Origin of the sequence: Nitrococcus mobilis Nb-231 (assembly GCF_000153205.1) — a bacterium.
GTDB classification, from domain to species: Bacteria; Pseudomonadota; Gammaproteobacteria; order Nitrococcales; family Nitrococcaceae; genus Nitrococcus; species Nitrococcus mobilis.
The window spans coordinates 535,615-558,444 of record NZ_CH672427.1 but is presented as its reverse complement, the minus strand read 5'-3'; the positions used below and the strand labels follow the sequence as shown (position 1 = coordinate 558,444).

Sequence of the window (22,830 nt, the reverse complement as noted above, 5' to 3'; positions counted from 1 at the left end):
GGGCGAAGCATGATCGATCGGTTGGTTCAGGCCGCCCTCAACAATCGCCTCCTGACCCTCGTGCTGGTGGCCGGGCTCGCCGGCGGGGGTATCTACTCGTTCCAGCGGGTGCCCATCGACTCCTTCCCCGATGTCACCCCCACTATGGTGCAGGTGTTCACGGCTAGCCCTGGACTCTCGCCGGTGGACGTGGAGACGCTCATCAGCTATCCGGTGGAGATTTCCATGTACGGCCTGCCGGGGCTCGAGCGGGTGCAGAGCACCTCCATCTTCGGGCTTTCCCGAGTGAATGTTTATTTCGAAGACGGCACCGATATCTACTTGGCTCGCCGCCTAGTGATGGAACGCCTGGCCAAGGCTCGGGAAGAAATCCCCGCGGGGCTGGGCAAGCCCCAACTGGGACCCATCACCACGGGTTTGGGAAGGGTGTTCTTGTACACCCTGGAAAACCAGAAGGGCACCGATTTTTCGCCCATGGATCTGCGTACCGCTCAGGACTGGATCGTCAAACCCATGCTGCGCACTGTGCCCGGCGTGACGGACGTGCTCTCCATCGGCGGCTACGAGAGGCAGTACCAGGTGCGGCTCGACCAGAACGCCTTGATCGCGCGGGATCTCAGCGTCGCCGACGCGCGCCGGGCGATCGCCGCCAATAACCGCAACGTGGGCGCGTCGTTCATCAACCGCGCTGGCGAAGAGTACATTATTCGCGGTTATGGCTGGGTGCAGCCGGGTGAGGCAGGGCTGGAGGATATCCGCAACATTCTCATTCGCGAGCAAGAGGGCACTCCCGTCTATCTGCGCGACGTGGCGGAGGTGCGCTATGGCCCGGCCATCCGCCGCGGCGCCCTGATAGCCAATGGTGAGGAGGCCGTCGGTGGCTACGTGCTCAAACTCATCTATACCAACACTCAGAAGCTGCTAGGCGCGCTCGAGGAAAAGGTCGCGGCCATTAACGACGCCTTGCCCGACGGCATGGTCCTCAAGGAATACTACTCTCAGGGTGACCTGATAGAGAAGGCCGTGGGCACCGTGGAGGGCGCGCTGCTGGAAGGCGCGCTGCTGGTGCTCCTGCTGCTGTACCTGTTCCTTGGCAATCTGCGCTCGACCCTGATCGTCATCGCCAGTCTGCCGCTGGCGGTGCTGGTGGCGTTTATCGCCATGGATTATGTGGGGCTGTCGGCCAACCTTATGAGCCTCGGCGGGCTGGCCATCGGCATCGGCATGATGGTGGACGGGGCCGTGGTGATGGTGGAGAACATCTTCCGCCACTTGGAGGAGCGCGTGGACGAGGATGTGTCCATGCTCCGTCTGGTGGATGAGGCCGCGCGCGAGGTGGCGCAACCCATTGTGTTCGCCATCGGCATCATTATCATCGTCTTCCTGCCGCTTTTCACTCTCCAGGGCGTAGAGGGCAAGATGTTCTCGCCCATGGCCTACACCATCTCGTTTGCGCTGGCCGGAGCACTGCTCATGGCGCTTACTCTGGTGCCGGTGCTGTCCAGCCTAGTGTTTTCAAAGAAAACCGCTCCTCGTGGCGAGCCGCGTCTATTGCTCTGGCTTAAGGCCGGCTACCGTCCGCTGCTGACAGCCGTCGTGGCGCGTCCTAAAACGGTATTTGCCTCGGCGGTGATGCTGTTTGCCGCCAGCTTGGCCCTGTTTCCCTTGCTCGGCATCGAGTTCGTGCCGACTCTGCGCGAGGGCACCTTTCTGGTGCGCTCCACCTTGCCGCCAGGCGCCAATCTGCCCAAAGCCATCGATTACGCCGGGCACCTCCAGGAGATTTTCAACGACTTCCCCGAAGTCACGGGGAGCTACGCCCGAGTGGGCCGCGGGGAGGTGGGTGGCGATCCAGAGCCAGTCAATGTCGTCGCTTCGGTGGTCACGCTCAAACCACTCGAGGAATGGCGCAGCGGACGTGACTATGAAGCGCTGCAAACGGCCATGGCCGAGCGGGTCAAGGAAGAGCTGCCGGGGCTTGCCAACAACTTCTCCCAGCCCATTGCGCTGCGCACCGACGAGCTGCTCTCCGGCATCATGGCGGAGGTGGTGATCAGCCTCTATGGTAACGACCTCGAGCAGCTTGCCCGTTACGGAGAGCGGATCAAGGAGATCACTGAACAGGTGGAGGGTGCGGTGGACGTGCGCCTGCAGCAACAGGACGGCAAGCCCCAGGTGGTGGTGCGCCCCGACCGGCGTGAGCTTGCCCGCTACGGCATCGCCCTGGACGCTGTGCTCGCGGCGGTGGAGACGGGCATCGGCGGCTCGATCGCCGGTCAGGTGTTCGAGGGCATTCGCCGTTTTGATATCTTCGTGCGCCTGGCGGCGGATGAGCGCGACCGAATATCGAAGATCCGCGAATTGCCGCTGCGCACCGCCGGCGGAGCACTGATTCCGCTCTCCCGAGTGGCGGACGTAGAGGTGTTCATCGGTCCGAAGAAGATCTCCCGCGCCAAGGCCAGCCGGCGTATTTTTGTGCAGCTCAACGTGCGCGGCCGGGATATGGACAGCGTGGTGACGGCTATTCAGCAGCAAGTGGCCGCCGAAGTGGAGCTACCGGCAGGCTACTATGTCGAGTACGGCGGGCAGTTCGAGAACCAGCGCCGGGCCATGCAGACGCTCTACGTCGTGGTGCCTATCACCCTGTCGCTGATCTTTTTAATGCTGTTCTTGGCGTTCGGCCGCCTGCGCTACGCGGTGCTGATTTTCCTGAATGTACCTTTTGCTGTCAGCGGCGGCATCGTTGCGCTGTGGCTTTCCGGGCTTTATCTTTCGGTTCCCGGTGCCGTGGGTTTTATCGCGGTGTTCGGTGTGGCCGTGCTGAACGGTGTGGTCATGGTCGCTTATATTAATGAGTTACGCGAAAAGGGCATGGCAATGGGGGAGGCCGTGCGCGTTGGCGCCGAGCGACGTCTGCGCCCGGTGCTGATGACCGCGAGTGCGGCGATCCTGGGGCTGATTCCGCTGCTGCTCGCGGGCGGTATTGGCGCCAATGTGCAACGTCCGCTCGCGGCGGTGGTGATCGGAGGGCTGGTTACCTCGACGCTGCTCACACTGCTGGTGCTGCCAAGCGTGTACCGCTGGTTCGCCGTAGCGCGGCGAGATAAGCAAGCACACGGGACGTTGATGGACCGGAGGAGCACGTGAACTGGCAGCACGTGGATTTGCAAGAGTGCTACTTCGGTGCCGTTTACGCGCGGTCGGGCAATCGATCCGCTAAAGCATACAGCGCCGCAGCGGCAATTTGCTGTCAACGGGGCGACCGAACATCATCGGGTGGTTCGGCCCAATTGGTGTGGGATGACAATCAGAGCGCTTTGCGCAGCGTCAGGTTAATGCGGCAGCGGCCGGTCAGCGGGTGGTTGCCATCGACGAGCGGGGCTATGCCATGATAGGCAAGCCGGGCCGGACCGCCCCATACGGCAACGTCGCCGCTCTCCATACGAATGCGTCGCGGTCGGTCGCGACGCTGCACGCCGCCGAACAGGAACACGGCCGGTAGCCCAAGCGAGACGGAGACGATCGGTGCTTTGAAATCGCGCTCGTCCCGGTCTTGGTGCAGCGTCAGCCGGGCCCCCGGCCGGTAACGATTGATCAGGCACGCATCGGGCGCAAAACCGGCAAATCCGACGGTGGAAGCGGCGCGCGCGGCAAGATCGAAAAACACAGCGGGCAGCGCCGGCCATGGGCGCTGCGTCAGCGGGTCGGCCGCGGTGTAGCGATAGCCGCGGTGATCCGTGACCCAGCCGCCACGGCCGCAGTTGGTCATCGCCACGGACATGCGCCGCCCGCCGGGGGTCGCCATGTGGCGAAACGGGGCCGCCTGGACGACCGATTCGATCGCCGCCAGCAGTGTGGCTGCAGCAGGCACTGCAAAGCCTCGCAAGAGCGTTGCCCCCTCGGCTATCGGTTCGAGGTAGGCCGCCGAATCGCGTGCACCATCCAACAAGTCATTCATCGCTCCACCAGGAGTCGTGCGCCCACCGCGCGCTATTGCGTACCGAGTGCTGGGCCAGTCACACCGCTACGAGCGCCCGGCGGCTACGGCATCTATGCTCTGCGATGCCGCTATACTGTGGAGCATGCTGAGCGGGGCGTTTCCAAGCTCAGACCACGGTTGCAGAGCCGGCTGCCGAAGCTTGTATGGTTTCGAACCCATCCGTTGACCGAGCGGCGCATCGAGCGCCTGCGCCGGTTCGAGATCGAATTGTCGCCTCCCTAATGCCCTGATGCCAACGCCATGATTTGGTTCGCTGTGCCTACCCGGCTCCGGCTTGATTTGGATCGCCCCATAACATTTGCAGTCGCTTGTCGCGGCCGCAAAGAAAACGATACGTCTTGTAGCGGATCGGGTTCTTTTGATAATAGTCCTGATGGTACGTCTCGGCCGGATAAAATGCTCCGGCCGCCACGACTTGGGTGACGATGGGATTATCGAATCGGCCGCTTGCGGCAAGCTGTTTCTTGGATGTTTCAGCCAGGCGCTTTTGCTCCGCCGTGTGATAGAAGATCGCGCTGTGGTATTGGTCACCACGATCGCAGAAGGCGCCACCGGCGTCCAAAGGATCGATATTGTGCCAATAGACGCTCAGCAGTTGCTCGTAGCTGAGCTTGGTCGGGTCATAGACGATACGAACGGCTTCGACGTGACCCGTCCCGCCGGCAGAGACCTGCTCGTAAGTTGGGTTCGCTTGATTGCCACCCGTATACCCGGAGATAGTGGATTTTACTCCGTCGAGCTTGTCGAATGGCGGCTCCATGCACCAAAAGCAGCCACCGGCGAAAGTGGCCGTAGCGAGTCCGCCAGCCGCTGTGGCGGCATTGTTGGCGTTTTCAGCCGCCGCCGTTGCCCCGCCCAGCAATATTAGAATGGCAACAAGCAGACCTCTCGGGCGTTGAGACACAATGCACTTCTCCCCGCGACCATCGACTGAAGTGTAACGCTAACATCACAGCGGAGAAATTCCCCGCGTGTTAGAACGCGCGCCGGGCCAGGAGGAGGGGGCGAGCCCCTCTTTAATCGTTAGGTTCGGAAGGCCGAGCGTTATCGCCCTCGGCGGTCCAGTTGGATCGGAATCAAAACATTGGCGATTGGGATCAAGCCGACAATTGCAGCGAGCAGACCATAGAAAAGGCCTTCGCGAATGCCCTTGCCGCCCCAAAGCCCATCGGCGGCCAAGCTGATGAAGCCGAATACGGCTACGGCGTAGCCGATGGCAAACGGGATACCAGCCAAAAGCAAGCCGCGGGGGCCGAAAGCGGCGAACATGAGCGGATAGAATCCGGCGGCGGCCCCGATGAGACCACCCCGCATCAGCCAGCGGGGCACACGCGGATCGGCGGCGAGCGTTTCAAGCAGATTCATGAAGATATAACCTTTCGTTGGTGGACTCAGTCCGAATATCGACTACGTGAGCAAGTAGGGCAACCATCCGAAATACTGCGGTTGATCGGATTATCCCCGGTCTTGGGTGGGCGGCTCGTCGAGCGGGGCGCTCATTCGCTTATTTTGGTTCTACTCACAGAGGCTTGCCGAGGTCATACTTAGTTTAAGCACCCACGGGTCAAACGCGGCATACACAGACTTTAGCCAGTAGCTTAATTTATTATAAAATATATGGCCGTTGTAGCTAACTGTAGCGCGCCGGTCCCGTATTGAGCCGCCGATCATGCGGCGGCTCGGGTAATCATGGACGGCGCTGACGATGGATCTAAACAAGTGTAATGGTTAACTGTACGGGCTCGCCCAAAGCGGCACCCGTCAGGAGTGAAAGCATCTTAGCGCTTAGCAGGGGCGATGAGAGAATATCGTCTGTATCGTGCCGGAGTAGGTTTATCGGGAAGGGAATCCTGGATCGGTAAAGCTTCGGCCGACTGAGCCGAAACAGCCCGGATGGCGGAATCGGTAGACGCAAGAGACTTAAAATCTCTGGCCGCAAGGCATCCGGGTTCGAGTCCCGGTCCGGGTACCATCTTTTCACCTTTTCAAGCTCAGTCTGGTCGTTACTGAAACAGCCTGTTTTCCTCGCGTTGCGTGTCTCTGACCGTCTGGGTCTCGAGGCCAACCGAGCAGCGCAAGCACGCGCGGCTTGGAAAGGCCGGGATAAGGGTATCGGCAATGCCTTTGTAGTCGACATCGATAACCCGGTCGACTCGGTAAGCGTGTACCCTATGCAGCCGTGTCGATAAATACGGCTCGGTGGCTACGCCCAGCGCCCGAAATAGGGCGGCACGCTACAAAGCTGGGTGATGTACCTTGGTTGGAACGAATTTTTGGAACGAAGGAGGCGAGATGAGTCACGACCATGACAATATGAACACCTATTTGGCGCTGGAGGCAGTCGTAGTGGGAGATGACCCGACTACGAGCCGGGTCGTCGAGATCGGTTGCGTTGAGATGCATGATGACCACCCGACCGGGCGTTCTTTTCATAGCTACGCCAATCCGGGACGGGACTTAGATGTCGCGGCGCTGCAGGCCAAAGGCCTATCCACCGAGGCCTTGGCCGATAAGCCCCGGTTTGGTGATATCGCGTATGGCTTGATCTGCGTCATCCGGGACCGGCCGGTGCTGGTACTCGACGCTGAGCGGGTTTCGGCCATCGAGCGGGAAATGGCGCGGGTCGTTGAGCAGCTCAAACCCGCGGGATGGTCCGGAGAATACCGGCTGGATCAAGTCTGCGAGCTCAGCGTTTTATCGCAGATCGGCCAGGCGATGGGGCAGGAAGACACCAGCATCGAGGGTTTTTGCAAGCAATATGTTCTTGCCGCCCCTCAGCGGGCCGGCGGCTCACTGGCGGTGGCCCGCTTCACCGGCAATCTCTGGCAATCGATGCTGCCCGAGTACCACAAGTGGCAGGCGAAACACTCCTGAGCACGCTTGCGTAACCGTGCAATCCCCTGTGAACTGAAACCTCCTTGCCTGCATCAGCGGTGGCAAAGCCCTGTCGTGCCCGTGGCGACGGTTTTACTGCATCTACCTCTGAAGCAGCGGCGCGCGATTAGCCGTAAGCAGCGCGAGGAGTGATTCCACCGGCTTGGAGAGGTTGGCATGATCGATCAGACGATGACCATGAGATGCGGCAGCTGCGGTGTCGAGGTCGACCCCGACGAGCATGAAAATTGTGAACGTTGCTGGGTGCACGATTTCGCTGGCGATTGCTGTTATCGGTTGCAGTGTGAGCTTTGCGCCGAGGAGGAAGGGGGGATAGAGCACGAGCGTGACCCGATCTGTGACGTGTGCATTGCCGGAGCACCCGGCATAAGGGTGTTCTGGCATGCCAAAGCAGTTATTGACGAATCGGCGCAGCGGCGGCGCTCCGATGAGAGCGGGGCTGTGGTGCCTTTCTCTGATATGACTGCCGTGCGTCGCATTGCGATCGAAACGGCACGCCGAATCATGGATGCGCAGGCCAATGCCAAGGACTGGCTCGGCTGGGTAATTGAAGCCATTACGATAGACGGCGAGCATTTGATGGAGGTGCCGTTCGAGGTCGCTATGCCGGCACAAGGGCGCTGTGAGGTGTGCACCGCTTCATTGGGAAAAATAACCCCGACCGATGAGCTTTGGTCTGGCGCAACGGCTACGATCTGGAGCCATGCCAAAGACGAGGAGCAGGCCTGTGGGGACCGAACGGTCTGCGCGGCATGCACGGCCCGGGCTAATGAAATCTCCGCAATAGCGGCCGCAGCCGAGGGGCTGGGGCCGGATTCTGGTTGTGAACGCTGTCAGGCGAGGCCCGAGGGGCCGATACTGCGCCGAATCAAGTACACGCAGTTTTCTGACGATCCTTGGGTTGCCTCACTCGAGCGGATCAAACAGCAGACCGAACAATCGGAGAAGGATTCCGATTCAAAGAAAGGCCCGTGGGTGTTGCGTTGATGCATTTTGTGCTACTCCGTGAAGCGCCGGAAAACCAAGCTGGCGTTGGTTCCGCCGAAACCGAAGCTGTTGGACATCACGGTATGCAAACCGGCTGCATCCTGGCGTTCACGCACGATCGGCATTCCCTGGGCTTCGGGGTCGAGTTCCTCGATATTGGCTGAGGCGGCGATGAAGTCCTGCTCGAGCATAAGCAGCGAATAGATCACCTCCTGGACTCCAGCCGCGCCCAACGAATGGCCCGTCAATGACTTAGTCGAACTCACCGGCGGCATGCGTTCGGCGAAAACCTCGGCGATGGCTTTGAGCTCGGTGATGTCACCCGCAGGAGTGCTGGTCCCGTGGGCGTTGATGTAGTCCACTGCACAGTCGATGTTCGATATTGCCTCGCGCATACACCGTACCGCGCCCTCACCGGAAGGCGCCACCATATCGTGGCCGTCCGAGGTCGCCCCATAACCCACCAATTCCGCATAAATATGCGCACCGCGGGTTATTGCGTGTTCGAGCTCTTCGAGTACCAAAATCCCGGCACCGCCCGCGATGACAAAACCATCACGAGTCGTGTCGTAAGGGCGTGAGGCTTTTGCGGGGGTGTCGTTAAACTTCATCGATAAGGCCCCCATGGCATCGAAGAGCATGGTCATCGACCAATGTTCCTCGTCGGCGCCACCGGCGAAGATAATGTCCTGACGGCCCAGTTGGATTTGTTCCATCGCATTGCCGATGCAGTGCGCACTGGTGGCGCACGCGGAGGTGATCGAATAATTCAGCCCGCGGATACCAAACGGCGTAGCCAATAAAGCAGATACCGTGCTGCTCATTACCTTGGGCACGGCAAACGCGCCGATCTTGCGCACGCCGCGCGCGCGCAATGTATCGGTGGCTTCGACGAGGCTCGAAGTCGAGCCGACGCCGGAGCCGGCAATCAAGCCCGTGCGGGGATTAGAAACTTGGGTGTCATCCAGCGCCGCATCGGCGATAGCGCGATCCATCGCAATGTAGGCATATTCGCCGCCAGCCGCCATGAAGCGCCGGGCCTTACGGGGGATGAGCTCACTCGTATCCAGCTCGACGACACCCGCCACGCGGCTGCGCAATCCCAGCTCCGCGTAATCCTCCCGATACCGAATCCCGGAGCGGCCGCTACGCAACGACTCCGTGACGGTCTCCTTGTCATTGCCAAGGCAAGAGACGATACCGATACCGGTGATTACCACTCGACGCACAATGATTATCCTCGCTCTGTACTAGGTGCGTTAGGTCTACGTGCATGGGTTGTTGGACCTAACTACATGGCTTTGGTAGGGTCGTGAAAAAGCCCCACCTTCAGTTCCGCTGCTCGGTATATGATCTGATCATCGGCGATAACGTGCCCGTCAGCGAGCCCGATGGTCAGCCGGCTGCGGGCGATGACTCGCTTGATGTCGAGGCAATACCTCACAAGTGCGTTATGCGGCAGGATCTGCCCCATGAACTTGACTTCGCCACAACCAAGGGCACGACCCTTGCCTGTCCCACCGAGCCAGCCCAGGTAAAACCCTAATAGTTGCCACAGCGCATCGAGCCCCAGGCAACCGGGCATCACCGGGTCACCGGGAAAATGGCACTCGAAAAACCATAATTCCGGGTGGACATCGAGCTCGGCTTCGGCATACCCCTTCTCGAAATGCCCATTAGCCGAATCAATAGTGGTGATCCGGTCGAACATGAGCATATTAGGGATCGGAAGTTGCGGATTCCCGGGGCCGAACAGCCGCCCGTAGCCGCAATCCAGCAACTCTTGATAAGTGTAGTTCGGTTTGCCTGTCATGTGCCCGCTGGCGCCCTTGCGCCCGCTCTCCCACTGAAGTTGTTCATTCTAAAGCTGCGCGCCTTCTCACAGTTCACCGCAGCTCAGTGATCGGTGCCGTTCGCATCCGCCTCCACGTCTAGAGCCAGATAATCCTCGAGTTCGGTTAAATCGACACTCGATTCCGGCACCGCTCGCCCCCGGACCGAGATTCCGGCCCGATGCACGGTCTCAGGGTCGCCGGAGACCAAGGGGTGCCACCAAGCCAGGCCGCGACCCTCGGCCAGCCGCCGATAGGCGCAACTGCTGGGTAACCACTTGAATTGGCGGATGCGCCGCGGCGTCAAGGTCAGGCAGTCGGTCACCTGCTGTTGGCGATCCTGGTAGTGGCTACAACGGCAAGTATTCGTGTCGAGGAGCCGACAAGCGACTTTGGTGTAAAAAATGCGGCCGCTGCCTTCATCCTCTAGCTTATGAAGACAACACCGCCCGCACCCGTCACAGAGGGCTTCCCACTCGTCACGGTTCATCTGCCCGAGCCGCTTGCGCTCCCAAAACGGGCGTCGGTCTTGCTGACCCATGCGCGTAACCTGCGAAGCGATGATCCACCTGCCGGCAGCAACATTAACGTAGCAAAGCCGCAAGCGTATGCTACGCAGCTTGCCTATTTTTCAATAGGCACCAGCGGTGAGGCTTTGCCCCCTGCGGAGCTCTTGTATAATTGCAGCCTGCAAATCCGACTGGCCGAGTAGCCTAGCACACCTACAGGACGATATGAGTAAGCTTCGCACCGAAATAGCGCGCCGGCGCACATTCGCCATTATCTCACATCCGGATGCCGGCAAAACCACCGTAACCGAGAAATTGTTGCTTTACGGTGGCGCGATTCAGCTCGCCGGCACGGTCAAGGGCCGTAAGGCGGCCCGCTATGCGACCTCTGACTGGTTAGAACTGGAAAAACAGCGCGGCATTTCGGTGACCTCTTCGGTGATGCAGTTCCCATACCAGGGGTTCATCGTTAATTTGTTGGACACACCGGGTCACGAGGATTTCTCTGAGGACACCTATCGTACCCTCACGGCAGTGGATTCGGCGCTAATGGTCATCGATAGCGCCAAGGGAGTGGAGGAGCGCACCATCAAACTGATGGATGTTTGCCGGTTACGCGCCACTCCAATCATGACCTTCATGAACAAACTCGACCGTGAAGGCCGCGATCCGATATCGCTCATGGACGAGGTGGAAAAGGTACTGAAAATTCGCTGCGCCCCAATTACCTGGCCGATCGGCATGGGTAAGTCATTCCGGGGGATATATCATTTACCGCTCGACCAAGTTCGGCTCTCGGCCGGCGGACCGCACAGCCCGACCAAAGAAGAGGGGATTATCAAAGGGCTGAACAATCCTGAACTGGACAAACGTTTGGGGCTGCAAGCCGAACAGCTGCGAGAAGAGGTGGAGTTGCTGCGTGAGGCAAGCCATTCCTTCGATGTCGAAGCCTATCGGCGCGGTGAGCTGACACCGGTTTTTTTCGGTTCTGCCATCAACAACCTCGGTATCCGCGAGTTGCTGGAGAGCTTCGTCGAGCATGCACCGCCGCCGCAACCGCGGGAGACGACCACTCGGGTCGTCGACAGTGGGGAACCGATGCTCACGGGTTTTGTATTCAAAATCCAGGCCAATATGGACCCGAACCATCGTGACCGAATCGCCTTCCTGCGGGTCTGTTCGGGCGTATATCGTAAGAGCATGAAGCTACGGCATCTGCGCAGCAACAAGGAGTTGCGAATCGCCAACGCCATTACCTTCATGGCCTCCGAGCGGGAGCATGTGCAGGAGGCGTATCCAGGGGATATCGTGGGGCTGTACAACCATGGCACCATTCAGGTCGGCGACACGCTTACCGAAGGCGAGGAACTCAAATTCACCGGAATCCCGAATTTTGCCCCCGAGCTATTCCGCTTGGCGTTGTTGCAGAATCCGATGCGCATGAAAGCTTTGCAGAAGGGGCTCATTCAGCTGTGTGAGGAAGGCGCTTCTCAGCTTTTCCGACCTCTTACAGGCAATGAGCTCGTCGTCGGTGCCCTCGGAATCTTGCAGTTCGACGTGGTGGCCTTCCGGCTCAAACATGAATATGGAGTCGACTGCCGATTCGAGTCGGCTAATGCCGTAACAGCACGCTGGGTGAGCTGTGATGATCCGGAACGTTTGGAGGCATTCAAGGAGCGTAATCGAGGCCATCTCGCACTGGATATCTGCGGAGATCTTGCCTACCTTGCCCCTTCCCGAGTCAATCTTGAGCTCACCGCCGAGCGTTGGCCGGAAATCCGCTTCCACGCGACCCGGGAACATTAAAAAACAGGGACTCGGCGCCACGCGGCGCTTGGCTTGGATGTGCTGCCTTTACCTGCCAGCAGGCCGTGGCGGATTGGCATTCAGCGCAGCGCGAACCATGGATTCCACATCGAGGCTGCGTAGGCGATCCATTGCCAGATCCCAGCGGCCTTCGACACACAGCCCGCTCATTCCACCTTGCTCAAAGGCGCTTTGTGCCTCCTCGATGCAACGCTCGCGCACAACCTCTGCCAACCGGTATAGAATTTCGTCTGGCGGGTTGCTCATGATGCCCCGTGCTGATCGCAAGTGAGCTGTTCGCTTCGTATGATTCCGACTCCTTTGGTTCCCAGGTGCGTGCGGACTCGCTCGTCGGTGCCGCTATCCACTGGTCGGGTGAGATCCCACAGCACGTAGGTCGTAAAGCCCGCCGCTATGGCATCCTCCGCGCTCCATTTAACACAATAATCCCGGGCCAGCCCGCATAGAAATAGATCGGTGATGCCCCGCTCCCGTAGATAGCCAGCCAGTCCGGTGGGCGGGCGGCGGCCATCGGCATTCCAATTGTTCAGAAAACCACTGTAGCTATCGACCAGCGGATCCTCGCCTTTGCGCACGATTGCCGCCGCTTTCTCCCATGGCAACTCCGGGTGCAAGGCCGCGCCCGCGCTTCCCTGTACGCAGTGTTCTGGCCAGAGCACCTGCTCTTGGCCATAAAGCTCGATTACGTCGAACGGCTCCCGTCCCGGATGGCTGCTGGCAAAGGAGATGTGTTCCGGTGGATGCCAGTCCTGAGTGGCGACACAATAGCGAAAATACCCGGAGCTCATGAGCTCGGCAATCGGCGCCACTACCACACGACCACCTTGGGTCGGCAGCGCGCCGCCTTCTATGAAATCCGGCTGCATATCGACAACGATCAGAGCGCTGCACTCACGACGGATGGAAACGCGCCCATTGTCCATAGCTTGGCCTCGGTCCAGGCCGACGCAGCCAGCAGGGTAAAGCGGGTGGACGCGCTTTACGGACTCCACGCCGGCCGCCTGTCACGTAGACGAGCGCCCCATGACCTTGTTAAGAATGAACTGCACGATTGGCTCGATGTTGTTCAGATCGAACACCGGCAGCGCTTGCTCCGGAAGATCGGAAAAGTCCGTAGCAATAGCCACGATACAAGGATCCTCCGGCGCCAAGGGCGCGCCAGGCTCTTCACGGCGACGCCGTAACTCTATCTTGGGCAATCGCTCATGGCGGAAGCCCTCGACCAGGATCAAATCGATACTGTCCTGATCTAAGTATTCGATCTCCTCTGCCAGGCAGGGATCATACTCGCGCGGGCGCTCCATAATCAGCGCCCGGCGTCGAGCCGAGGTTACCAATACCTGACTGGCGCCGGCATGGCGAATTTCATAGCTGTCCTTGCCGGGTATATCGATTTCGAAGCCATGGTGGGCATGCTTGATGACGGCCAGGCGCACCCCCTGTTCACGCAGGCGCGGTATGATCCGCCGCAGCAGCGTGGTTTTGCCCGTGCCACGCCAAGCTGCGAAGCCCACGATGGGGCGGCGCACACCGCGCGGCCACAGCTCTCGGAAGCCAGGCTGAGCGTCGCTGTCCTTTCGGGCAGTCGCGGCGGGGGGCATGTTGGTTACATCCAAAATGTCTTCTACTGTACGGCCCATTACGCAAACACCTCAGTTCCCAATTCACTCCGGCGTACGCGAAACGCTCCTTCCGTGCCGGTCACCAATGGCGGTCAAACCTTACCGCGTCTCTCGCCCCGGCTCAACTAGCGGCGGGCTCCAACTACCTTACTGTAACGAGATCTGGCGATTAAGGCTTGTTGGTTCTGCCCGGTCGGCTTTATGCTCGCGTGGTGGGCAATAAGAGACGAATCGTAAATCACAAACTCGTGCTTTGAATTGTCGTTTGTGCGGAGGGACGGCCAACTTCTTAGGGAAGTGCCCTGGGCGAATGGAGTCCATCCCGAATATGAATGATCATTTTCAGGATTTTATCCAGACGGGACTGGCGCGCTCCGCGCCACAATGGTTATTGTTGGTTTTCTTATATGTGGAACACCATGAAGACAATGGGCACGGTCGGACGCTGAGCCTGACGCCGCTGATGATGACGCATCAACGCCTGCTGCAGGCGTTAAGCTTCGATGCGGTCGTTGCCGAGGCGGACCATTTGGACGATCGTTGGGAGTTCTTGCTGCTCGGTTGCATGGACGATGCGCCGGAGGCAAGGGTCCGCGAGCGGCTGCGCGAGATTGCACGTCAACTCGCCACCGGGGCCGATCTCTCCGATTTTTTGATCCTCGACCGTCAGGAACACCCGATCGTTATGGGGACGCAGTAGCGACTGGAGTCGACCCCGCGTATACGCGGCCGCTTGCTCGTTAGATTTGCCCGATAAGCTCCTCGATGGGCATCGGGCGGCCGACTCCGTAGCCTTGTGCGAAGTCGAGGCCGATGTCTTTGAGCTGATAGAGAACCTTGTCGTTTTCCACGAATTCGGCGATCGTCCGTTTGCCAAGAAAATGCCCCAGCTCGTTGATGGAGCGGACCATGGCGTGGTCGGCTTCGTCTCGATCGATGTCGCGGACGAACTGGCCATCGACTTTGAGATAGTCTACGGGCAGGTTTTTGAGATAAGAGTACGATGACAAACCCGAACCGAAGTCATCCAAGGAAAAGCGGCACCCGAGCTCCTTGACTTCCCGGATCAAGTCCGCCGCGCGGGCGAGATTTTGCACCGCGGCGGTCTCGGTCACCTCGAAGCAGAGCAACTCGCCAGAAACCCCGGTGCGATCAAGTTGGCTTCGAAGGTAGTTGGCAAGATCGCCGTCATTCAACGTTGGGCCGCAGAGATTGACGGTAAAGCCGTCCAGGGTGGTCAATGCATCGCCATTATGAGCGCACCAATCCAATACCTCACGAATGACCCAGCGATCTACGGCGGTCATGCGCCCAAAACGCTCCGCTGCCGGGATGAAATCCTTGGGTGGAATGAGGTGATCGGTCGGCCCGAGGATGGAGATCAGAATTTCGTAGAAGGGGCGCAGCGCAGGGTCATCGGCTATAGGCTGAATACGTTGACAGCGCAGCCGCAGCTTGCCCGTCTCCAAAGCTTTGTCGACTTGGGCGGCCTGCGCCATACTGCTGCGCAGCTGTTTGAGCTCGCGGTCGTCTGGGGTAAGCATGTGTAAGTGGTTGCCGCCGGCATTCTTGGCAGCGAGGCAGGCCTCATCGGCGTCCTTGAGCAATCCCTTGGGGCTGCGGCTCTCGAGCGTGAAAGGTACGACCCCGACGCTCGCTGAAACGGTCAGGCTCTCGTCGTCACGGACAAAGCGCCGCTCGTAAAGAGCAAGGCGTTGTTGCTCGGCGAGTACCCGTGCCTCATTCGCGCTACAATGTTCGGCCAACACCGCGAACTCATCACCGCCCATGCGGGCGACGCAACCGCGCCCGGCGATACTTTCCCGCAGCTGGTCGGCGACCTGCTGCAACAGCTCATCGCCACCCTCATGCCCCAGGGTGCTGTTGATCACCTTGAAACCATCCAAAGCGAAGTAGAGTAGGGCATGCCACTGATTGTGGGCCTCGCGCCCGCTTGGCAACTGCTCCAACGCTTTCTGCAGGGCCTTTCGGTTGAGACAACCGGTCAGCGGGTCATGGGTGGCGAAGCGAACCAACTCATCGTGCAGATCTTGGAGCTTCTTTTGCCACTGGCGTTCGGTCAGCGGCATGTCCATATCTTCGGTGAGCCCTGCGGAGGCCACCTCCAACAATTGCGCCAGCTCTGCCAAGGTGATGTCTTTGGCCTTGATCCCACTGCGGTTGACGAACACGAACCGGGTCCGCTCTTCGCTGATCCATTGCAGGCGCAAAGGTTCGGGAGTGCCATCCTTGCCGGCGAAAAACACCCAATCACCCACACCGAGCAGTTTGGCCTGGCCGAGCCAGTAAGGTTTAATTTTGGCGGTCAGCGCGAGTTCATTGGCGTTCGATCGCCTGGCCTTGACCATAGGCAACGGCCGTGGGGCCCGGCCCTGTGCCCTGACCGCGAGCAGGTAATCGCGGATCTCGCCGACAATGGACTGCAGCTCGGGGGTATAACGGCCAAAGGCGGTCAACTGTCGCTCGATGTAGCTGGCCACTTTCTCCGGTTCAGCAATCGGCCGCGCTCTCACGGCCGCGATACCGAGCCCAGCGATGAGCCGGTCCAAAACGGCGAGCCCGCGCCGCCATTGATCGCTGTCGACCCCCGAGCGCAGGTTCACCAGCACGAGCAGGTTACGCCACCCTTGATCGATAAACCCGAGTAGCAGCTTCGGGATCATGTGCTCGGCGACGCGCTTGTCGATCTCCTGGTTCACCAAGCGCTTGGCACGCTCCAACTTCTGCGTGCCCTCGCACTGCTGGAGCACTTTCTGCATATTGACCGCACGTGTGCTAAGGGGGCGTTCGACCAAAGTGGCGATTTCATCGGCGATTTCGCGCACGACCTCCGGTTGCTCGCGCGATTCGCTCAGCGCGCGTTGCAGCAGCTGCTCGAGCTTGCGCTGCAGGCGATCCTGCTCAGCCCCGCGCAGAACCGCCAGAGCTACGCCGGAGCGATCCAACTGATTGAGCAAATGATGGATTGGCTGGGGATTCTCTTGCAAAAACCCGCCTTTTTCGAGCTGGGCGCGTAAGGCCAGGATCGCCAAGCGCCCACTCCAGTCGCGCAGGAAGCGGGTGTTCAACGGATCATCCCGCAGCGAACCGAACCAATTGTCGAGCAACTCGACCGTGCCGTGCGTCTCGGGTGCGAGTTGCTTTTCAGCCGCCCCAGCACCATCAGCGTGCAACCGCCCCATCACCCGTTCCATGAGGCTCACGTCTGTGGTGACGTTCGGTGCTTCTTCGGAGTTGGCATGGAGGTGATCGACAGCTCCTAGCACTTCGCTGGCAGCAAACGTTGGCGCGCCAGGCGCCGGTATGGTGCTCACTCCCGCGGTTGCGAAGCGGGAGGGCCCACGGTGGAGCAGGCGATTGCGCGCCGCGAGGAGCTCGCGCGCGGCCGGCAGTGTCCGTGATGGTGATGCTGATGGTGGTGGTGATGGTGATGAGCCGATAATCGGCGCGGCTGACCCCTGCTGCGGCTGACCTTGCGGCGCGGGCATGGTCTCGCTGTCCGATGCGGCTTCCGTGCAAGCTTGCGAGTCGGGATCGAGCTCGGGTTGCGTTGCCGCTTGCTCGCCCGCTTGTGGCGGGCTCGATACCCGGATTTCCGGGCGTTCGTTTTCGATGCCGGGCAGAATGCCGCGCTCGTGGAAGCGGGCGTTCAGCCCCTCGTAGAGAGTGCCGAGCCGCATCGTTACCGTCTGGCTGAAGGCTTCATGGAGCGTTCGAGCGGGTTTTCGCTCGAATTTGGATAAATCCAGTACAGTCGAGAGGATTTCGCAGACGACGGCCGGGGCCAGTGGATTGCTGAGCTCGTCCAAGCGGTGGCCTACGATATAGGACAAGCGCCGGTTGAGTGCCACGAGCGGGATTGCAAAACGCGTCTCGGCACGGTTGATTGCATCGGAGCGATTGAGCCAGTCTTCGAATTCGCGCTCGTCCACCAGGGCCAGCTCGTCTACCACCTCGGGCATCCGCTTCGATGCGCGAGTAAATCTCGCGTCGGTAAGCTCCGTCATGCGCCGCATCAGCTCATCGGCGAACTGCTGCGGCAGATCGGCTCGGGCATCACGCAGATAACGAAAGCCGCTGTAGTAGGCATGCTGCTCGTCATTGCTGGACGCGTTGCTGGCCCGCTCGAAAAGCTGGTCGCCGGCGTGGTTGACGAACTCGGGGAGGGCCGTGCTGAAAAAACCTTGCGCTTGTTCTCGGTAGAGCTGCAGAGCCTCGCGTGCGAGCCGACTTATGGTACGCTCGCTCGAGGCTTGCGGCTCGCTCGCCGGCGATTGATCAGTGGCGATGGCATGAAAGGCGGTAACCAACTCCCGTTGTGGCGCGCTGAACGCCAGCCCGAGCCCGGCCGAACTCTCCCGCACGATCGATCCCGTGACCTCGCGTTCCGTGCCGTCCACTGGGTGAGTAAAGCGCACCGCCACGCGTTCGCCGGCGTGCAAGTGGTCGGCAGAGAATCGTTTCCTGTCGGATACGCCGGACTGCGCGGTCAAGAACAGACCGCCGGCGCAGAAATCGCGTATGGTGATCGGTTCCGCGGTAAAACCACCACCGGAAAGGGTGGCATCCCAATACACCGAGTGTCTTTGGTATCTACGACGTTCCCTGTTCATCCCTTTACCTCGGGTTCCCCAACCCTTGGCAGCTACGGTCAAGCCGCAACGCCCCTTCCTTCGGACTGATATTAGATTCTTCCCTAGAATAGCCTGGTAAGCAATGGCATCCGTTAATTGGGAAAACACTTGACCGGCCGTAGCGCGGCCGAGCCTACCGCTGGGCTCCCGGTCCAATAACCATCAATAGGGGATTATGAGCACAAACGAGCCACGGCCCAAGCCGCCACTCGCCCTGCAGCGGGCGAGCGCTGTAACCGCTCACGGTGAGACTCGAACCGACGAGTTCGCCTGGCTGCGCGACCGTGCTGACCCGCAGGTCGTTGCCTATCTGGAAGCGGAGAACCGATATACGGCCGCCATCATGGAGCCAGCTCGTGGAATCGGCGAACGCCTCTACGAGGAATTCGTAAGCCGGATCCGCGAAGATGACGAAACGGTACCGGTGCGCCTCGATGCGTATCGGTATTACACGCGAACCTGCGCCGGTGCTGAGTATCCGTTGCTCTGCCGTCGCCACGACGCCGCAACATCGGGTGGGGCCGAGGAGGTTATCCTGGACCTCAATCGGCTGGCCGCCGAGCGGGAGTATTTTGCCTTGGGCAGCACGCAGATCAGCCCGGATCATCGCTACCTGGCCTACTCGGAAGACCTCGACGGCAGCGAACGTTACACATTGCGTGTCCGTGATCTAGTCGAAGGGCAGACGCTGGAGGAGGCGATTGTACAGACTTCCGATGCCGTGGCCTGGTACAACGACAGCCAGACGCTGATCTACACGCTACTCGACGATACGCAACGTCCCTGGCGCGTCATGCGCCACCGCCTAGGGGAACCCCCGGCTAACGATGTCGAGGTGCTGCGCGAGGAGGATGCCGCCTACTTCGTCAGCGTGGATAAGACCAAGGATCGGCGTTACCTGCTAATCAATTTGGTCAGTAACATTACCAGCGAGGCGTATCTGCTGGATGCCGACGATACGCAGGCCAGTCCGAGTCGCTTTTGGCGGCGGGAGGAGGGCGTCGAATACTCGCTTGAGCACCGGGCCGGTGAATTCTTCGTCCTGACCAATCGGTCCGCCGTCAACTTCGAGCTCCTGCGAGTGCCCGCGGAGCGCTTCGCCGAGGAATCCTCATGGCAAACGTTCGTCGGCCATCGCGACCGCGTAAAGCTCGAGGACTTCGAGGTATTCGAGCACCATCTTGCGCTGCTGACCCGCGAGGCCGGCGTAGCCCGGGTTTGGATCTGTGACCTCGTAACCAATGACTGGTCTGCGGTTGCCTTCGGCGAACGACTCTACACCGTGGATTTCGGTGACAACCCAACCTTCACAACCGACCGCCTGCGCTTGCTGTACAGCTCGTTGGTCACGCCCCCGCGGGTGTATGACTACGATATGGCACAAGCCAGGCTGCACTTGCTCAAGCAACGCGAGATCCCGTGCGGGTACGAGCCGGCGCACTATCGCAGCGAGCGTCTGTGGGCCCGCTCAGCCGATGGCGTGCCCGTGCCGATCTCGATCGTTCGCCATCGTGATACACCGCTCGATGGCTCGGCCCGCTGCCTTCTCTATGGCTATGGCAGCTACGGCATCTGCACCGAGCCGACGTTTTCGAGTAGCCGCATCAGTCTGCTGGAGCGCGGTTTCATCTATGCGATTGCTCACGTCCGCGGTGGCGGCGAGCTCGGCGAGCATTGGAAAAACGCTGGCAAGTTGCTGCGCAAACCCAACAGCTTTGCGGATTTTATTGCCTGTGCGCAGCTGCTGATCGACACACAATACACGCGTGCCGCACGCCTCGCCGTAATGGGTGGCAGTGCCGGCGGTCTGCTCATCGGCGCGGCCGTCAACAGTCGCCCGGATTTATTCCGGGCTGCCGTGGCCGAGGTGCCCTTCGTCGATGTTCTCAATACGATGGCGGACCCTTCTCTGCCGCTCACCGTGATCGAATACGATGAGTGGGGTAACCCCGCAGAACGGCGGTACTACGAGACCATTCGGGATTATGCGCCGTACGAGAATATACGCCGGCAGCGTTATCCGGATATGCTCGTCATCGCCGGCTGGAACGATCCCCGCGTTCCCTACTGGGAACCCGCCAAGTGGGTGGCGCGGCTGCGCCGCCGCGCCACCGGCGGTCTGCTTCTTCTGAAAACCGATATGGAGGTGGGCCATAGCGGCACTCATGGGCGGTATCAGGCGCTCAAAGAGCTGGCTTTCGTCTTTTCCTTCCTCTTGTTGCGACTCGATCTCCGCGGCTAGCACCGGTGCCAGCCACCGATCCGGTAAATGCGTTAGGCACCTGACGAAGCCGCCGCCTCCTGCGAGCCCGGCTTGCTGGAACCGCGCCGCGGTTTGCCGGTAGCGGCCTCGGCAGGGGTTTTCGGCGCGGCTTTGCTCGCGCTATCGAGCTCCTGGTCCACTTGCCGTTGAGCCTCGAGCAGCTCATCGGCGACCTGCTGCCAGGCGGTAAAGAGTTGTTGCGGCGTTTGCATGGATTCAGTCAGGTTTCCGAGGCGCCCGATATCGAGCCGTTCAGCGTTGTCGAACCAAACCTTCCAGAGCCGCGACCGGGTGTTGATGCCGGCTTCCATAAGCGCCGTCGACATTCGCGACATTTCGCCGCCAAGTCCCACGCGTGGGCAATGATCCCGAATTTCGCCCACCCAGCGCTGTTCAAGTTGCAGCGTCTCCTCGATGGCTTGCCGAAACCCGTTGATTTGGCTGTGATAAGTTTGATCGAGCGTGGAAGAGCTCTGCAGCATACGCGGTGGACCTTCGAGCCAAACTTTCCACAGTTCGGTATTCAGAACAGTCAACTGCCTGAATAGGTCCTTGCTACTTGTCGCTGTCGTGCTGCTCATGGCGACCTCCGATTGTCGTTTGAGAGCTCGCAATAAAATCAGCGGGCCACGCTTAGCCCGCTCCGTAGCGTGTGCAATACAGCATGGCTCTAGCGAATGCGGAACTCAAGTAATTGACTTATCTGCCCGGAAGTTTCATGAATTGGATTCACACTATTCATCGCTACCCACTACCACCAGAAGTTCGGCTTGGTCTACTCCCACTGACCGAATCCGATGCGGCATGTGCGCGTTGAAATGCAGCGCATCCCCGCAGTCTAGTCTCAGCCGTTCCGAGCCGAAGTCCACTTCAATCCGACCTCGGTGTACGAAGATGAATTCCTCGCCCATGTGCTCTTTGAATGCCGATTGGTTGAAATCGGACTTGGGATAAAGAATGAAAGGCAGCACACGGCGAGAGCCGATACGGTTGGCCAAGGAGGCATAGGCCAAGCCGTCGTCGCCGCTAGCCAGCGACCCGCGCTCATTGGCGCGGACCAAGCTATAGCCATCGCTTGCCTCGTCCCCATCGGAGAACAACTCCTCGACCTGCACGTTGAGTGCCTCGGCGACCTTCAAGGCCACTGCAATGGAAGGCGTATTCAGTCCGCGCTCCACCTTGGATAGATAGCTCTTGGTCAGCCCGGTCTGTTGGGCGAGAGCCTCCAGCGTGAAGCCGAGCTTTTTCCGTAACAGCTTTAAACGCATGGACATCTGAACGTGTCTTGCCTTCCAAGTACAGGGCTTGTATATGACACATGGTGTCATATACAGTAACAAGTGTCACGCCGATGACGTCGCACCGCCGTTGACCCACAACCGCTTTGCCGCTGCCTAACGACAAGGAGTATATCGCCATGATTAGCATGACCGCATCCAAAGAGGAGCTCGTCAAGCGGGCCGAATCGCAGATGAAGTCGTCCTTGGGCGACAACACTTGGACCGACCCTCAAAAACTGGCCCTGACCTGCCGCATCCTGTTCGAAGGCGGCCACGACTCCGGTCTGGCCGGACAGATCACCTCCCGCGGCGAGCAGTCGGGCACTTATTACACCCAGCGTCTGGGCTTGGGCTTCGATGAGATCAGCGCCGGCAACCTGCTGCTGGTGGACGAGGATCTGAACGTGCTGGAAGGCACGGGCATGCCCAACCCGGCCAACCGCTTTCATAGCTGGGTCTACCGGACCCGCGAAGACGTGAACTGCATCATCCACACGCATCCGCCGCATATCGCGGCGCTATCTATGCTGGAAATACCGCTGGAGGTCTCACACATGGATATGTGCCCGCTGTTCGAGGACTGCGCGTTTCTCAAGGAGTGGCCCGGTGTGCCGGTCGGCAACGAGGAGGGCGAGATCATCTCCGGCGCCTTGGGCGATAAGAAGGCGATTCTGCTCTCGCATCACGGTCAGCTCATTGCCGGCGCCTCGATCGAGGAGGCCTGCGTGCTCGCGATGCTGATCGAGCGCGCGGCCAAGCTGCAACTGCTGGCCATGTCGGCCGGCGAAATCAAGCCGATCCCGGAGAAGCTGGGGCGCGAGGCCCACGACTGGATCTCCACACCGAAACGCCATGGCGCGGCCTTTAACTATTACACCCGCCGGACATTGGCACGGCATCACGATTGCCTGAGCTAGCCCCGCTCTTGCGAAACCCATCTTTCATCTAACTAAGGAATTC

Annotated in this window: 20 protein-coding genes and 1 tRNA gene; 9 read left to right on the top strand and 12 right to left on the bottom strand. The window is 60.0% G+C overall.

What is annotated here, in order from left to right:
• Window positions 1-9: 9 nt before the first annotated feature.
• Window positions 10-3,147: an efflux RND transporter permease subunit gene (locus tag NB231_RS02590; RefSeq protein WP_004999503.1), complete on the top strand. Its 3,138-nt coding sequence runs from the start codon at window positions 10-12 to the stop codon at window positions 3,145-3,147.
• 160 nt (window positions 3,148-3,307) lie between these two features.
• On the opposite strand, the gene alkB is transcribed toward NB231_RS02590, so the two are convergent.
• Window positions 3,308-3,958 carry a DNA oxidative demethylase AlkB gene (gene alkB, locus NB231_RS02585; protein WP_004999501.1) on the bottom strand — a complete coding sequence of 217 codons (651 nt, stop codon included), beginning with the start codon at window positions 3,956-3,958 and terminating at the stop codon, window positions 3,308-3,310.
• A gap of 117 nt (window positions 3,959-4,075) precedes the next feature.
• Between alkB and NB231_RS18910 the strand changes: the two genes are divergently transcribed.
• Entirely contained in the window at window positions 4,076-4,222 is a 147-nt protein-coding gene (locus NB231_RS18910) for a hypothetical protein (RefSeq protein WP_004999500.1), read from the top strand.
• Window positions 4,223-4,259: 37 nt separating this feature from the next.
• Here NB231_RS18910 and msrA read toward each other — a convergent pair whose 3' ends face one another.
• Window positions 4,260-4,862, bottom strand: coding sequence for a peptide-methionine (S)-S-oxide reductase MsrA (msrA, locus tag NB231_RS02580; RefSeq protein WP_004999497.1), 603 nt, complete (start codon window positions 4,860-4,862; stop codon window positions 4,260-4,262).
• A gap of 182 nt (window positions 4,863-5,044) precedes the next feature.
• Window positions 5,045-5,365 carry a hypothetical protein gene (locus NB231_RS02575; RefSeq protein WP_004999496.1) on the bottom strand — a complete coding sequence of 107 codons (321 nt, stop codon included), beginning with the start codon at window positions 5,363-5,365 and terminating at the stop codon, window positions 5,045-5,047.
• 522 nt (window positions 5,366-5,887) lie between these two features.
• Between NB231_RS02575 and NB231_RS02570 the strand changes: the two genes are divergently transcribed.
• The 3 genes from NB231_RS02570 (at window position 5,888) to NB231_RS02560 (ending at window position 7,882) form a co-directional block, all read left to right on the top strand.
• Window positions 5,888-5,972 (top strand) — tRNA-Leu (locus tag NB231_RS02570).
• A 320-nt stretch (window positions 5,973-6,292) separates the two neighbouring features.
• Window positions 6,293-6,874 (top strand): hypothetical protein, encoded by a 582-nt coding sequence (locus NB231_RS16585; RefSeq protein ID WP_050756037.1) that lies wholly within the window; start codon window positions 6,293-6,295, stop codon window positions 6,872-6,874.
• A 177-nt stretch (window positions 6,875-7,051) separates the two neighbouring features.
• Entirely contained in the window at window positions 7,052-7,882 is an 831-nt protein-coding gene (locus NB231_RS02560; protein ID WP_004999494.1) for a DUF6894 family protein, read from the top strand.
• 11 nt (window positions 7,883-7,893) lie between these two features.
• Here NB231_RS02560 and fabB read toward each other — a convergent pair whose 3' ends face one another.
• From fabB to NB231_RS02545, 3 genes are all read right to left on the bottom strand, one after another.
• The gene (gene fabB / locus NB231_RS02555; RefSeq protein ID WP_004999493.1) at window positions 7,894-9,111 is read right to left on the bottom strand and encodes a beta-ketoacyl-ACP synthase I; all 1,218 of its coding nucleotides are present in this window, start codon (window positions 9,109-9,111) and stop codon (window positions 7,894-7,896) included.
• Window positions 9,112-9,173: 62 nt separating this feature from the next.
• A complete protein-coding gene (gene fabA, locus NB231_RS02550; RefSeq protein ID WP_004999492.1) occupies window positions 9,174-9,695 on the bottom strand; it encodes a bifunctional 3-hydroxydecanoyl-ACP dehydratase/trans-2-decenoyl-ACP isomerase in 522 nt (173 codons plus the stop codon).
• 83 nt (window positions 9,696-9,778) lie between these two features.
• A complete protein-coding gene (locus NB231_RS02545) occupies window positions 9,779-10,255 on the bottom strand; it encodes a YcgN family cysteine cluster protein (protein ID WP_004999491.1) in 477 nt (158 codons plus the stop codon).
• Window positions 10,256-10,448: 193 nt separating this feature from the next.
• On the opposite strand from NB231_RS02545, the gene NB231_RS02540 reads away from it, so the two are divergent.
• On the top strand, window positions 10,449-12,029 hold the full coding sequence (locus NB231_RS02540; RefSeq protein ID WP_004999489.1) for a peptide chain release factor 3: 1,581 nt from the start codon (window positions 10,449-10,451) through the stop codon (window positions 12,027-12,029).
• A gap of 48 nt (window positions 12,030-12,077) precedes the next feature.
• Here the strand turns inward: NB231_RS02540 and NB231_RS02535 are convergent, their stop codons facing one another.
• From NB231_RS02535 to mobB, 3 genes are read right to left on the bottom strand one after another with little or no spacing between them, the layout of a single operon-like run.
• Entirely contained in the window at window positions 12,078-12,296 is a 219-nt protein-coding gene (locus tag NB231_RS02535) for a hypothetical protein (RefSeq protein WP_004999487.1), read from the bottom strand.
• Window positions 12,293-13,042 (bottom strand): nicotinamidase, encoded by a 750-nt coding sequence (locus NB231_RS02530; RefSeq protein WP_332247685.1) that lies wholly within the window; start codon window positions 13,040-13,042, stop codon window positions 12,293-12,295. Before NB231_RS02530 ends, NB231_RS02535 begins: the two co-directional genes overlap by 4 nt.
• A gap of 12 nt (window positions 13,043-13,054) precedes the next feature.
• Window positions 13,055-13,690 carry a molybdopterin-guanine dinucleotide biosynthesis protein B gene (gene mobB / locus NB231_RS02525; protein WP_004999485.1) on the bottom strand — a complete coding sequence of 212 codons (636 nt, stop codon included), beginning with the start codon at window positions 13,688-13,690 and terminating at the stop codon, window positions 13,055-13,057.
• 310 nt (window positions 13,691-14,000) lie between these two features.
• On the opposite strand from mobB, the gene NB231_RS02520 reads away from it, so the two are divergent.
• Window positions 14,001-14,372 carry a hypothetical protein gene (locus NB231_RS02520; protein WP_040661633.1) on the top strand — a complete coding sequence of 124 codons (372 nt, stop codon included), beginning with the start codon at window positions 14,001-14,003 and terminating at the stop codon, window positions 14,370-14,372.
• A 40-nt stretch (window positions 14,373-14,412) separates the two neighbouring features.
• Here the strand turns inward: NB231_RS02520 and NB231_RS16580 are convergent, their stop codons facing one another.
• Entirely contained in the window at window positions 14,413-18,306 is a 3,894-nt protein-coding gene (locus NB231_RS16580; protein ID WP_084766205.1) for a DUF1631 family protein, read from the bottom strand.
• A 196-nt stretch (window positions 18,307-18,502) separates the two neighbouring features.
• Between NB231_RS16580 and NB231_RS02510 the strand changes: the two genes are divergently transcribed.
• The gene (locus tag NB231_RS02510; RefSeq protein ID WP_004999482.1) at window positions 18,503-20,569 is read left to right on the top strand and encodes a S9 family peptidase; all 2,067 of its coding nucleotides are present in this window, start codon (window positions 18,503-18,505) and stop codon (window positions 20,567-20,569) included.
• Window positions 20,570-20,601: 32 nt separating this feature from the next.
• On the opposite strand, the gene NB231_RS02505 is transcribed toward NB231_RS02510, so the two are convergent.
• On the bottom strand, window positions 20,602-21,171 hold the full coding sequence (locus NB231_RS02505; protein ID WP_004999481.1) for a hypothetical protein: 570 nt from the start codon (window positions 21,169-21,171) through the stop codon (window positions 20,602-20,604).
• A 153-nt stretch (window positions 21,172-21,324) separates the two neighbouring features.
• Entirely contained in the window at window positions 21,325-21,864 is a 540-nt protein-coding gene (locus tag NB231_RS02500) for a helix-turn-helix domain-containing protein (protein ID WP_004999480.1), read from the bottom strand.
• A 143-nt stretch (window positions 21,865-22,007) separates the two neighbouring features.
• On the opposite strand from NB231_RS02500, the gene NB231_RS02495 reads away from it, so the two are divergent.
• The gene (locus tag NB231_RS02495; protein ID WP_040661630.1) at window positions 22,008-22,787 is read left to right on the top strand and encodes an aldolase; all 780 of its coding nucleotides are present in this window, start codon (window positions 22,008-22,010) and stop codon (window positions 22,785-22,787) included.
• The last annotated feature ends 43 nt before the right edge of the window (window positions 22,788-22,830 follow it).